Annotated in this window: 10 protein-coding genes; 1 reads left to right on the forward strand and 9 read right to left on the reverse strand. The window is 69.7% G+C overall.

Annotation, left to right across the window (positions count from 1 at the left end; translation table 11 throughout):
* Positions 1-40: 40 nt before the first annotated feature.
* The 3 genes from D7Y13_RS09285 to trmFO all read right to left on the reverse strand — a co-directional run bounded on the left by D7Y13_RS09285 (position 41) and on the right by trmFO (position 5,421).
* A complete protein-coding gene (locus D7Y13_RS09285; protein ID WP_120536024.1) occupies positions 41-2,299 on the reverse strand; it encodes a kinesin in 2,259 nt (752 codons plus the stop codon).
* Positions 2,300-2,416: 117 nt separating this feature from the next.
* Positions 2,417-4,039: a gliding motility protein gene (locus D7Y13_RS09290; RefSeq protein ID WP_120536025.1), complete on the reverse strand. Its 1,623-nt coding sequence runs from the start codon at positions 4,037-4,039 to the stop codon at positions 2,417-2,419.
* Positions 4,036-5,421 carry a methylenetetrahydrofolate--tRNA-(uracil(54)-C(5))-methyltransferase (FADH(2)-oxidizing) TrmFO gene (gene trmFO, locus D7Y13_RS09295; protein ID WP_120584958.1) on the reverse strand — a complete coding sequence of 462 codons (1,386 nt, stop codon included), beginning with the start codon at positions 5,419-5,421 and terminating at the stop codon, positions 4,036-4,038. Before trmFO ends, D7Y13_RS09290 begins: the two co-directional genes overlap by 4 nt.
* 303 nt (positions 5,422-5,724) lie before the next feature.
* On the opposite strand from trmFO, the gene D7Y13_RS09300 reads away from it, so the two are divergent.
* Positions 5,725-6,117: a TraR/DksA family transcriptional regulator gene (locus tag D7Y13_RS09300; protein ID WP_120536027.1), complete on the forward strand. Its 393-nt coding sequence runs from the start codon at positions 5,725-5,727 to the stop codon at positions 6,115-6,117.
* 72 nt (positions 6,118-6,189) lie between these two features.
* Here D7Y13_RS09300 and D7Y13_RS09305 read toward each other — a convergent pair whose 3' ends face one another.
* From D7Y13_RS09305 to D7Y13_RS09330, 6 genes are all read right to left on the reverse strand, one after another.
* Positions 6,190-6,774, reverse strand: coding sequence for an ExbD/TolR family protein (locus tag D7Y13_RS09305; RefSeq protein ID WP_120536028.1), 585 nt, complete (start codon positions 6,772-6,774; stop codon positions 6,190-6,192).
* 2 nt (positions 6,775-6,776) lie between these two features.
* Entirely contained in the window at positions 6,777-7,307 is a 531-nt protein-coding gene (locus tag D7Y13_RS09310; RefSeq protein WP_120536029.1) for an ExbD/TolR family protein, read from the reverse strand.
* A 25-nt stretch (positions 7,308-7,332) separates the two neighbouring features.
* A complete protein-coding gene (locus D7Y13_RS09315) occupies positions 7,333-8,085 on the reverse strand; it encodes a MotA/TolQ/ExbB proton channel family protein (RefSeq protein WP_120536030.1) in 753 nt (250 codons plus the stop codon).
* Positions 8,086-8,249: 164 nt separating this feature from the next.
* On the reverse strand, positions 8,250-10,868 hold the full coding sequence (topA, locus tag D7Y13_RS09320) for a type I DNA topoisomerase (RefSeq protein ID WP_120584957.1): 2,619 nt from the start codon (positions 10,866-10,868) through the stop codon (positions 8,250-8,252).
* Positions 10,869-10,891: 23 nt separating this feature from the next.
* Positions 10,892-12,016, reverse strand: a complete 1,125-nt coding sequence (locus tag D7Y13_RS09325) for a DNA-processing protein DprA (RefSeq protein ID WP_120584956.1) — start codon at positions 12,014-12,016, stop codon at positions 10,892-10,894.
* Positions 12,017-12,158: 142 nt separating this feature from the next.
* On the reverse strand, positions 12,159-13,204 hold a 1,046-nt coding region (locus tag D7Y13_RS09330), incomplete at its 5' end, for a LysM peptidoglycan-binding domain-containing protein (protein ID WP_244222333.1).

Genomic DNA, 13,204 nt, shown 5'->3' on the forward strand with positions numbered 1-13,204 from the left:
CCCGAGCCTCGCAAGATTCACGACGGCGCGCGAGCGCGGCCTACTTCGCGGGCACCGGGGCCGGAGCGGCGGGGGCCACCACCGGCGCCCCCGGCAGTTCAGAAGGCACCAGCTTGGGCAGGAACACCCGGCAACTGTCCTCGGACAGCCAGCGGTGCGTGCACATCCACTCCGTGATGGACACGCGCACCTGCCACAGCAGGATGAACAGCACGAGCAGCGTCAGGCCGAGGCGGGCTCCCACGGACATGCCGTCGCTCTCGTCGTCGTCCTGGGTGTGGCGCAGCGCCCCGCGCACCAGGTCCGAGCGATCCACGCGCGCGTTCTTCGGCAGCTTCGGACGGCGGGTGATGAGCGTCGCCACGCCCCGGGTGAGCATCAGCCGATCATTGAGCGCCCAGCCAGAGCCCTCCAGGAGCAGCGCCAGGTTGCGCCGCCTCAGCTTCAGCCACCCGAGCAGGCCCGCGGGCGCCATCACCACGATGGCCAGGATGGTCGCCGCGGTGATGACGTCCACCAGCGTCAGCGACTTGACCTGCGTGAGGATGAACGCCAGCGACGAACCCAGCGCCGCGAACGCGATGCCACCCGCCGCGAGCACTCCAGCGAGTCCTCCCGCCGCGGGCGCCGCCGGGGCCGCCGCCGCGGGAGCCGCACCGGCCGGGGGCGCCGTCACCGTCTGCGTGTAGCCGTGCTCCAGCGTCGAATCGAATTCCTTCTCGCCCGACGCCGCCAGCTTCTCCACCTTGCCGGAGATGAACGCGCCGATGCGCATGAACGGCATCGTCATGGACTCCCAGAGCGACACCGGCTGGCGGACCACCTGCGTGACGATGGCGTCACTCTCCACGCCGTCCACGTCGTAGAACACGCCGCGCTTGCCCACGACGAGCTCCGTGCTGCGGCCGGCCGTGACGGGCACCGCGACCTCGTAGCCCTCCGCGCCGTCCTTGGGCAGCACCTTCACGTAGAGGATGCAGGTGGTGCCCTGCCCCGTCAGCGCCGAGTGCGCCGCCCGGTCCTTCACCAGCACCGACAGCGTGTACTTGCGACCAGCCAGGATGAGCGTGCCCCGCTCCATCAGCGCCCGGCGCTTGGGCAGGTACAGGCTGGGCATGCTGATGAAGTTGTTGGCGAACACCAGGAGCCAGCGCTGGTACAGCACCAGCCGCTCCAGCTCCGCGATGACGTCCAGCGTGCCCTTGAGCGACAGGTCCTCGCGGCTCGCGGCCTCCAGCGCGTCCAGCTCCTCGTCCGACACGGTGGAGAGCGTGTCCGCCACCGCGTGCAGCGCGTGCGTGTCCCGCTTCGCCTGCCACGCGAGGATGGCCTCCGCCTTCGTGGACAGCTCCTTCCACGCCGTGTCCGTCAGCTTCACGCCGTCGCCCAGCAGCGGCGTCGCCACCTCCTGATGGAAGGCCTCCAGCCGCTCGTAGCCGGGGCCCCGGTACAGCCGCGCCCACACGAGCACGCCCGACGGGTCCGGCGGCGCGATGGGCAGCTCACCCACGGCCTTGCCCATGGCGCCCACGTCGCCCAGCGCCCCTTCCACCCGCTCCGCGCGCAGGCGCAGGCTGGCCGCGGCCTCCGGCTGCGCGGCGACGAGCCGGCACTGCACGAAGTAGCCATCCAGGAGCGGCGCCACGTCATGCACGCGCTTCGCCTGCTCCAGGCTCGCCGTGCCCCAGGTGAACACCGAGTCCCGTCCGGACAGGTGCGCGAGCAGCGCCGTCCGCTCCTCGCGGAAGCGCTTCACCAGCTCCGCGTTCACGCCCACCAGCCCCGCGCGGTTCGTCACCGCCGGGAAGGCCGCGATGATGGCCTGCGCCAGGGGCCGCAGCCGCTCCGGCAGCGACGTGGGCGCGATGATGCCGTCGCCGTTCGTGCCCGCGTCGCGCAGCGCCTTGTCACTGGTGCGCAGCTGCTCCAGGGACAGGCGCGTGACGTCCGGCGCGTGCAGCGTGCGCAGCACCAGCTCCGCCGCGCCGCGCAGGTTGTTCGCCGTGTCGGAGAGCGCCGCCAGCTCCAGCACGTCGCTGCCCGCGTCCGCGCCCTTGGCGTCCTTCAGCCGCGCCGCCGTCCAGTCCACCGCGGCGCGCAGCTCCTCCACCCGGATGCGGCCGTTGCCGTCCGCGTCCATCAGCGTGAGGAAGCGCGGGTCGCACGCGATGCCCTCCAGCGGACACGCGAGCGCCATCCACTGCGTCGCGGGAATCCGCACCGCCTCGGTGAGCGTGTGGAAGTCGGGGATGTCGACCTGGAGGGAGCCGCCGTAGCGCCGATAGACGAGTTGTGCCATTCGGCGGGCAAGACACCACACCCGCCCCGACTGTGCACGCATCAACAGCGCCGGCCGGCCCCTAAGGGGCGGAAGGCGAAGCCGCCCTCCACCCCCCGGGTCAACGGCCACTGCTGATTACTGCGGTGACGCGATGGCGCTGTACACGCCGGGGTTCTGCCCCTGGCCGATGATGTAGACGGCGCGGGCGTCGTCCTTGCCCGCGAAGTACGTGGGCACCTGCACGCCCTGGTCGAGCGTCTTGCGGGCCCCCGTCTTCACGTCATAGACGGCGACGTCGTAGGTGTCCGAGTCCATGCGCGCGTACGTCGCGAGGATGCGGGCCCCGTCGTTGGAGATTTTATAGCTGAAGATGCCCTGCATCCACGTCTTCGCCTCGGTCTGCTTCTCGCCCAGGTCCAGCGCCTTGAAGTCGCACGCGCGGCCGTTGCGGATGCAGTTGGTGCGGAACACCACCGCGCCGTTGTTCGGCATGAAGCCGTAGCCGAACACGCCCGGCTGCACCTTCTCCGCCTTCTCCTGGCCCAGCGCGTACAGCATCAGGTCCACGGAGAACACCGGCTTCACGAAGCGCGACAGGAACGCCACGTAGCGGCTGTCCGAACCCCACACGAAGTTGGGCACCCGGTCCCCCACCCGCTTCGGCGCGCCGTCCGGCAGCGTCGCCACGCTCATCGCGCCCGCGCGCGACGGCTGGTCGTACTTCTCCAGGAAGCCCACCGCCTTGGAGTCCGGCGCGAACGCCATCTCCTCCACCGCCTCGCCCACCTTGCGCCCCGGCCCACCGGACGCCGGGCCCACGTACAGGTCGCCCAGCTGCTCCGGCTTGCCGTTCTCCGTGCGCGCCAGCCACTGGCCATCCGGAGAGAAGCCGAACACCTTCGAGCCCACCGCGAGCCGCTGGCCCTTCAGCGCCGGCACGTCCGCCAGGTACAGGTCATACATGCCGCGCACGGCCTCGCTGCGCACCTGGTACGCCACGCGCTTGCCGTCCGACGACACCTCGTAGTCGCCCACCTGATCCGCCAGCTTGCGCGGCGGTTCGTTGGAGCCCACCGTCACCGCCGCCAGCCCGCTCGCGGCCGACAGCCGGCGCTTGAAGAGCAGCGTCTTGCCGTCCGGCGTGAACTGCGCGGTGCTCACCTCCGCCGCCACGTCCTGGAACGGCCCCGCGGGCAGCGGGCCCAGCTTCAGCACGCCGCCGTCCACGAAGGCCACGCTGACGCCGTCGGGCGAGGGCAGGAGGTAGCTCACCGCCGTGCCCAGCGTCGCCGGCTCCGCCGCCGCGTCCGTCAAGGCCAGCGCGTGCAGCTCACCCGACTGCGAGGCCGGGTTGTAGCCCGTCACGTACAGCAGGTGCCGGGAGTCCGCGGAGAACAGCAGGCTGCCCGGCACGTTCGTCACGCCGTCGCCCAGCGCACGCGGCTTGCCGCCCGCGACCGGCACCACGTACAGCGCGCCCACCAGCATCTGCGGCGGGATGCCGTCCAGCCGGGGCTTCTGTCCGTTGAGCAGGTACGTGGCGAACTGCCCGTCCGGCGACAGGCGCAGGTCCGCGGCGCGGCCCGCCGCCAGCAACTGTCCCTGCCCGCCCACCAGCGCCGCGCCCTTCGCCGCGCTGCGGACCGTGTCGTCCTTGGCGGCGCTGCGCTGCGAGGGGGCGGCGCCGTCGTCGCCCTTCTTGTTGCACCCCACCACCGCCAGCAGGGCCACGAGGCCCCACATCCCAGGTCGCTTCATGCGCTCCTCTGTTCTTCCGTCGGGTCCGTTGCTTGGGGCGCGCCCGCTGCCGCGACGCCCGCGTGTGGCAGCCAGGCCGCCAGGTCCTGCTTCGCCCGCGCCGAGTAGGCCGCGCGCTTGTCCGCCTTCTTCATCCGCCCGGACAAGGGCGGGAACAGGCCGTAGATGACGTTGGTGGGCTGGTGCGGATGGTCCGGCGGGTGCGCTTCCCCCGTGACATGCCGGTACAGCGACCCCAGCGCCGTCGTCGCGGGCGGCGGCACGAACGCCGTGCCGGTGAGGCGCGCGTGCACCGCCAGCGCAACCAGGTAGCCGCACGCCGCGCTCTCCACGTAGCCCTCCACCCCCGTCACCTGCCCCGCGAAGAACACCCGCCGCTGCGTCTTCAGCGACAGGTCCTCCGCCAGGAGGCGCGGCGAGTCGATGAACGTGTTGCGGTGGATCTGCCCCATCCGCAGGAACTCCGCGTTCTGCAGGCCCGGGATGCAGGACATGAAGATGCGCTTCTGCTCGCCCCACGTCAGGCGCGTCTGGAAGCCCACCATGTTCCACGCCGTGCCGGCCTTGTCCTCCATGCGCAGCTGCACCACCGCGTAGGGGTCCTTCCCCGTGCGCGGATCCTTCAGCCCCACCGGCTTGAGCGGCCCGAAGGCCAGCGTGTCGTCTCCGCGCTCCGCCATCACCTCGATGGGCAGACACCCTTCGAAGTATTTCGGTTCCTCGAAGCTGTGCGGCACCAGCTTCTGGCCCGCCTTCACCTCGTTGACGAAGCGGTAGTACTCGTCGCGGTTCATCGGCAGGTTGAGGTAGTCATCCCCGCCGCCCTTGCCGTAGCGGCTCTGGCGGAACGCCACCTCCATGTCGATGGAGTCCCCGGACAGGATGGGCGCGATGGAGTCGTAGAAGTAGAGCTTCGTGCCCACGTGGCGCTCCAGCTCCGCCGTGAGCGCGTCCGACGTCAGCGGCCCCGTGGCCACCACCACCACGCCCTCGTCCGGAAGGTGCTCCACCTCGCCGCCGACAATCTCCACGCCCACGCCCTCCTGGAGCCGGGTGGTGATTTCGCGGGAGAAGCCCTCGCGCTCCACCGCCAGCGCGTCACCGGCGGGCACGCGGTGCATGTCCGCGCTGCCCAGCACCAGCGAGCCCAGCGCGCGCAGCTCCGCGTGCAAGAGGCCAATGGCGCTCTCCGGGTTGTCCGAGCGCAGGGAGTTGCTGCACACCAGCTCCGCGAGCGTGTCCGACTTGTGCGCGGGGGAGCGCTTGTGCGGCTTCATCTCGCGCAGCACCACCGGCACGCCGCGCCGCGCGAGCTGGTACGCGCACTCGGTGCCCGCCAAGCCCCCGCCAATCACCGTCACCCGCTGCTTCACATCCGACATGCAACCTCCCCACGCACCGGGTGCGTCTTGAGACTCCAGGGCGCCCGGGGCGTCCCTGTTAGCAGGAAGGTCGCGCCCTTTCCCAGCCGTGAAAGCACCAGCGCAACCCCGCGTTCTCTTTCCACTTCCCGGCCTGCCCACGGCTGGCTGCCTGCCCTGCGTCCCACCATGCGTGCAGACGGGGAGGTGAGGTTTCCCCACCTGGGATCCAACCCTAGGTTTCTCGCGGTCTTCGCGCCGGGATGCCACACCACCGGCCGCGAGCGCCCTTCAACCGCGAACCGGGATGGGAGTGACGCAGCCATGAGCCGAGCCAAGGACTTGTTGATGATCCGTGAGCTTCTGCAGAAACGCCGCAAGACGACCGAGGACGCCCAGGCAGGCGCTCGCCGGGAGCTGATGGCGCTGAAGGACCAGGAGCGCGATCCCGAGTACGAGGAACAGGCCCAGGCGGAGCTGGCGGACTACACCCTGTCCACGCTCATCGAGGCCCAGCGCCGGGAGATCATGCTGATTGACGCCGCGCTGCGCCGCATGGACACGGACGTGTTCGGCGAGTGCGTGGACTGCGGCAACGAAATCTCCCTGGACCGGCTGGAGGCCATGCCCTTCGCCATCCGCTGCGAGGAGGACGCCGCCCTCCACGAGCAGGAGACGCGGGACGCCGCCCGCCACACGGGCAGCCTGTCCCTCTAGCGAAGGCATCAGGCGCTCCCCCGTGTGTCCATCCCGCGCGGGGGAGTCGTGTGTCCAGCAGGCCGGGTGCGGCTACTCCGAGTCGCGCTGGAGCACGATGAAGCGGTAGTTCTCCAGCTCGTTCTGCCCCGCCGTGTAGAGCACGGTGACGAGCAGGTCGTACGGCACCATCTTGTCCGCGATGACGGACAGCTCGTGGCTGAACGGCGCCGCCGGGTTGCGCTCGGCGATGAACTTGAGCTTCTTCACTTCCTTCTTCAGCTGCTCATCCAGCCCCAGCACCAGCCGCTTGTTGTCCTCGGGGAACTGCGTCTCCGGGATGCGCCCGTCCTTCAGCCGCACCACTTCGCGGTCCCCCACCAGGATGTTCTTGGGGGTGATGGTGATGGCCACCGTGTCCTTGGGCGTCGCGCGCGTGGAGGACACCGGCGGACGGACGTCCTCGGACGCGGTGATGGCCGCGGAGGACGACGCGAAGGACTTCAGGAGGAACACCAGGATGATGGTCATCATGTCCATCATCGCGGTGATGTTGAGCTCCTTCACCTCCGAGGCGGCCTCGCGCTCCTTGCGCTTCTTGCGCGCGAGGGCCCGGCGGTAGCGCATGCGCGCGAGCTGTTCGGCTTCGGCGGCGGTCGGGGGCGCGGTGTCGGACATGGCTACAGGGTGCTCAGGGTGACGTCGGGGAAGAGCAGCTTGCGCTCGGTGGGGCCCGCCGTTTCGCGCAGGGCGTCCATCGTCTGGATGAGGGCGTCGTAGGGGATGTTCGGATCCGCCGCCACGATGACCTTCGTCTCCTGGGGGAACTCCGCCTTGATCTTCACCAGGCGCGCGTTGAGCGCCGCGTAGTCATAGGTGCCGTCCGCGCGCCGCGGCAGCGTGGGCGCATCCCCCTCCGGCGCCGCGGCCTCCTTGCCGTTGCCCCGGACATAGAGGCCCTTCTCGGAGATGAGCACCTGGAGCATCAGCTTGGGCGCGTCCGCCTCCGCCAGGCCCGCGCTGGCGGAAGCTCCGCCGCCATACGTGGGCGCGGACACGTTGAGCGCGCCAAAGGCCGTGAGGCCCGTGATGGAAAGCAGCATGAAGATGATGAGGTTCATGAGGATGTCGAGGTACGGGACGATGTTCAGCTCGCCCCCCTCTTCCTCTTCCCTCGGCTTCAGCTTGCGGCGGGAGTAGTAGAACGCCATGCGTGGCTCCGGAAGCCAGCGGGGACTACGACGCCGCCCGGACGTCGTCGTCCGCGGGGACGACTTCCAGCGAGCCGCGCCGCGACAGCAGGTTCTCCAGCTTCAGCGCGTTGAGCTCCACCGACTCCACCATGTTCTTCGAGTACGTGTGGAAGAACAGGTGCGACACGATGCAGAGCACCGCGATGGAGAGCCCGAAGCCCGTGTTGTACATGGCCTCCGAGATGCCGTTGGAGAGCAGCGCCTGCTTCTGCTCCGCCGGCACGTTGCCCAGCGCGCGGAAGGTGCCGATGAGGCCCACGATGGTGCCGACGAGGCCCACCAGCGTCGCGATGTTCGCGAGCGACCACAGCCACTGCACCCGGCGCGAGACGTGCGGCGTGTACTCCGCCAGCGCCTCCTCCACGGCCTTGGCCACTTCCAGCTCGCCGCGGTTCGCGTTGATGAGCCCCGCGCGGATGACGCGGGCCAGCGGCGAGCGCGGCGCCATGCCGCAGAACTTCACCGCGCGGTCCAGGTTGCCGCTGCGCACCATCTTGTGGACCTGTTCGATGAACGCGCTCGCGTTGAGCCGGTAGCGGAACAGCAGCGTCACCGCGCGCTCCCCGATGACGGCCATGGACGCGGCCAGCCAGAACAGGTTCACGAACATGAACGGACCGCCGGCCTTGAAGGCGCCGACGATGAAATCCCCCAGGCCTCCGGAGGAAGCATGGCCGGCCGCGGGAGCCGCCTCGGCCAAGACCATGCTCAACAACGCGTTCACGGAGGGATTCATCGCGGAGTGCGTCCTTTCGCTGCCCCCCGCGCGCACCCCTGCCGCGTACGGGCAGGAGGCTTGCGATCACGGGCTGGGAGCAATCAGGACTTCTAGGACTTCGCCCGCGAGGGTGTCAAGCCAGGGGGGTCCAGCCAGCCCCCTGGAATGACTCAGCTTTCCGCTCAGGCCGCCGAAGAAGGCGGGGGAGCGACCGGTGCCTCGCCAGCAGCCCCCACGGCTGCCTCCGTCGGAGCGCCCAGGCCGCCCTGCTCCACCACCTCGCGGCGGTAGTCGCATTCCTTGTTCGGGCAGGAGATGTAGGCGCCGTCCCGCTTGGAGTACTTCTGCAGGAGGTACGGCGACGCGCACTGAGGGCACGCCTCCGCGAGCGGCCGGTCCCACGCGGCGAACTTGCACTCCGGATACCGGTTGCAGCCGAAGAAGATCTTCCCCCGGCCACTGCGGCGTTCGGTGAGGTAGCCCACCTTGCACTCCGGGCAGTTCACCCCGATGGAGATGGGCTTGGACGTCTTGCAGTCCGGGTAGCCCGAGCACGCCATGAAGCGTCCGAACCGGCCGCGCTTGATGACCATGGGCTTGCCGCACTTCTCGCACTTCTCGTCCGTGGTCTCCTCCTCCACGATGACGATCTTCCCCTCGGCGTCCCGCTTGAAGTCCTTGGTGTTCTTGCAGTCGGGGTAGTTCGAGCAGGCGAGGAAGTGGCCCATCTTCCCGAACTTGATGACGAACGGGTTGCCGCACTTCTCGCAGGCGATGTCGGTCTTGATCTCCTCGCGCTTGACGTCGCGCATCTCCGCTTCGGCCTTCTCCAGGGTCTCCTTGAAGGGCCCGTAGAAGTCGTGGAGGACGGTCTTCCAGCTGGCGCCGCCGTCGGAGATCTGATCGAGCTTCTCCTCCATGCTGGCCGTGAACGACACGTCCAGCTCGTGGGGAAAGTGCTTCACCAGCAGCTCGTTGGTCATCTGCCCCAGGTCCGTGGGCCGGAAGCGGCTCTCCAGCTTCTCCACGTACTTCTTGTCCTGGATGTTGGAGAGGATGGCCGCGTACGTGGACGGGCGCCCGATGCCGCGCTCTTCCAGCTCCTTCACCAGCGTGGCCTCGCTGAAGCGCGGGGGCGGCTGGGTGAAGTGCTGCTCGTTGAGCAGCTTGTGCAGGGCCAGGACTTCGCCCTCGTTGAGGGGCGGCAGTTCGCCCACCACGTCCTCGGCGCCGTCTTCACCGGCGGCCTTGGCCTTGTCGCGCTCGGACTCCTCTTCCGGCGTGAGGCCGGCGCCGTACACGCCCAGGTAGCCCGGGAACTTCAGGGTGCTGCCGGACGCGCGGAACGTGGCGCGGCCCGCGGTGATGTCCGCGGCCGTCTGGTCGTACACGGCGGGCTTCATCTGGCACGCGACGAAGCGGTTCCAGATGAGCTCGTAGAGGCGGAACATGTCCGACTCGTCCATCGCGTCGAAGAAGGGACGCACGCGCTCGGGCGGGTACTCCAGGGACGTGGGCCGGATGGCCTCGTGCGCGTCCTGGGCGCTCTTGCGGCTCTTGTAGACCATGGGCTCCGGCGGCAGGTAGTCCGCGCCGTACTTCTGGCCGATGAACTCCCGCACCTGCGTGACGGCGTCGTCCGACAGACGCGTGGAGTCCGTACGCATGTACGTGATGAGCGCCGTCTGGCCCTCTTCACCCAGCGGCACGCCTTCGTACAGCTTCTGCGCCAACGTCATCGTCTTCTTGGCGGTGAAGTGCAGACGGTTGGCGGCCTCCTGCTGGAGCTTGGAGGTGATGAACGGAGCGGGCGCGTTGCGGCGGCGCTCCTTGCGGTCCACCTTGGTGACGGTGAAGGGCGCGTCCTTCAGCTCCGCGACCAGCCCGTCCGTGGTGGCGCGGTCCTTCAGCTCCACCTTCTTGCCGTCCACGCGGGACAGCTTGGCCTTGAAGGGCGGAGGACCCTGGGGGCCCTGCACCAGCGCGTCCAGCGTCCAGTACTCCTCCGGCGTGAAGGCCTTGATCTCCGTCTCGCGCTCCACGATGAGGCGCACGGCGACGGACTGCACGCGGCCGGCGGACAGGCCCCGGCGGATCTTCTTCCAGAGCAGCGGCGAGATTTGATAGCCGACGAGCCGGTCCAGGATGCGCCGGGTCTGCTGCGAGTCGTAGTTGTCCTGGTTGAGCTCGCGCGGATTGGCGATGGCTTCCTGCACCGCCTTCTTGGTGATCTCGTTGAAGGTCACCCGGAGGGAGTCGGGGTGGGCCAGTTCCTCCTTGATGTGCCAGGCGATGGCCTCGCCCTCGCGGTCGGGGTCCGTCGCGAGGAACACGCGGTCCACCGTCCTGGCCGTCTTCTTCAGCTCGTTGAGGACCTTCTCCTTGCCCTTGATGACCGTGTACTCGGGCTTGAAGTCGTCCTCCACGTCGACGCCAATCTTGCTCTTGGGCAGATCCTTCACGTGCCCCACGGACGCCTTCACCGTGTAGCCGCTGCCCAGGTACTTCTTGATGGTCTTGGCCTTGGCGGGAGACTCCACCACCACCAGGTAGTGCGGGCCCTTGCCACGGCGCTCGGGGACTTCCTCCTCCGCGTCGGCATCCGCGTCCACGGTGGGCAGTTCCTCGCCGTCCGCGCCACGGCGACGGGCCGCCGTCTTCTTCTTGGCCGAGGCCTTCTTCGCCGCCGTCTTCTTCTTGGCGGGCGCCTTCTTGGCAGCCGGCTTCTTGGAGGCCGCCTTCTTGGGCGTCTCCTCCGCCGCTTCCGTCTGCGCCGCCTGTGTCTTCTTCCGCGTGGCCATGGCTCTCCTACCTCGGACTGCCTTCAAACCTTCTCGTACCGTTTACCCGGGTGCTGGACCACCAGCCCCGACAATTCCAACTCCACCAGGGCGCTCGTGAGCGCGGCGGGGGACAGCGGACTCTGGGCGAGCACCTCGTCAAAAGACCGGGGAACCCTGTCCAACAGTCCATAAGCCCCGCGCGCTTCCACGGACAGCGCCTCCCACCAACCTCCTTCACGCCCCGCGGGCACCGCCCGGCCGGGATGAACGCCCACCACCGCGCAGATCGCTTCAGCGGACGTACAGGCCCGGGCCCGCCCGTCCGCCAGCAGGGCGTTGCAACCCGCCGCCGCCGGCTGCCAGACATCTCCAGGCAGGGCGAACACCGGCCGCCCCTGCGCCCGGGCCGCGTCCGCCGTGTACAGGCTCCCGGACTCCAGCCCGGCCCGCATCACCAGCACCGCGTCCGACGCCCCAGCGATGAGTCGGTTGCGCCGGGGGAAGGTCGTCGTGCTCGCCCGGACTCCCGGCGGCAGCTCGCTGAAGAACACCCCTCCCTGTCCCAGGAAGTGGGGCAGCAGCCGGGCCTGGGCCGGGTCCAGCGCGTCCAGCGCCGACCCCAGGAAGGCCCACGTCTCCCCCGCCGCGTCCAGGGCGCCCCAGTGGCACGCCCTGTCCACGCCCTCCGCCGCGCCCGACACCACCCCCACACCCGCCTCCGAAACCTTCCGGGCGAACGTGCGGGCGAACGGCAGGAAGCCCTGGTCGGGGTGACGGCTGCCCACCATCGCCAGGCGCCGCCGGGGCGGTCCAGGCTCACCCCGGTAGAACAAGAGCGGCGGCGCGTCCTCCAGCCCCACCAGCCGGGCGGGATGGGCCGGCGAGCCCGCGAAGGCCACCCGGATGCCCGCCACGTCGCAGGCGGACTCCACGCGCGAGGCCACGTCGTCCAGCGAAGCGACGGCCGCCAGGCGCTGACGGACGGGTGCGGGCACCGGAACGTCGGACACCCAGTCCCGAACCGGGGCGGACGCGAGGCGGGCCAGCTCCCCTCCAGCGAACGCACGCACGGCGGCCAACGTCCGGGGCCCCAGGCCAGGGATGGCCCAGAGCGCCAGGCAGGCGCGGCGTTCTGCGGTGGGTGTGCCCGTGTCGGTCTCTGTCATGCCCGTCCCCCGCCTGTTTCCCACCTATATAGAGGTGGACCGGGAGGGGCGTGACACATAACACCGGAACATCGGTGGTCAAGCGGCCCGCCCCTCCAGGGCGGGCCGGAATGCAGCTTTCCTGCCGTTCGGAGGCCCGTGCCTAGCGGCTGGCGGTGGGGGCCCCGTCCTTGCGCATGGTGGCGCGGTCGCCCGCGGAGATCTCCACCAGGGACCGGGTGAGGAGGCAGTTGGAGGTGCGCTCACGCACTTCCGTGACCATGCACTGGGCCACGCCCTCCCACGGGTAGACGCGCTGGCCCTTCTTGACCTCGCCCGGCTTCGTATCGCTGCGGCCGAGCACGTCGAGGCTGGGGTCGCCCTTGCGCTCGATGGTGAAGATGTTGCCCACCTGCACGCCGTCCGCGGTGCCGCGGTCCACGACGATGAAGTGGTGCTCGCCCATCAGCGTCTGGCCCGGCGTCATCGGCGTCAGCACGTAGCCGGGGATCTCCTTGGAGTTCGGCTTGGGAGCGACGCGCTCCGACAGCCGCTCGCTGGAGGGGCCCACGTAGTTGCCACGCTCGATGGGGTCCCAGGTCTCCATGATGCGCGCGGTCACCACGTCATCGTTGATGGCGGTGACCTGCACCGTGCCCAAGAGCTCCGTGAGGAAGCCCGCCTTGGCGCCCGTCACCGGGTGCTTCACCGGCTCCACGGTGTGGAAGATGACGTAGCGGTCACCCACCTTGGCGGCGCCCTTCTTCTTGAAGCGCAGGTACACGCGCTCCGGGGCCGACAGCATCAGCGCCTCGGAGGGGGAGCCCTCGATGCGGCCCGCCTCGTCCAGTTCGCGCGCCGTCACGAAGCCCTTGGTCGTCACCGGCCGGGACGTGGACGGGTCGTAGCCGATCTTCCCCACCACCGACACCAGGCTGCCGCCGCTCACGTCCTGGGGCGCCTGCACGTCGTCGGAAGGAAGGTCGCCGGCCTCCACGCGCGACGGGACTTCCTCGCCGCCGGGGAAGAACTTCACGTTGTTGCCCGGGTAGATCCAGTGCGGGTTGGCGATCTGCGGGTTGTAGGACCAGACCTTGGGCCAGTACCAGGGGCTGCCCAGGTAGCGCTGGGACAGGTCCCACAGCGTGTCGCCACCCTCCACCGTGTGCACCTGACCGGGGGCGCTTTCGCGGCCCTGGGGGGCACCGG

It is taken from the genome of Corallococcus praedator, assembly GCF_003612125.1.
In the GTDB taxonomy this organism is placed as follows: domain Bacteria; phylum Myxococcota; class Myxococcia; order Myxococcales; family Myxococcaceae; genus Corallococcus; species Corallococcus praedator.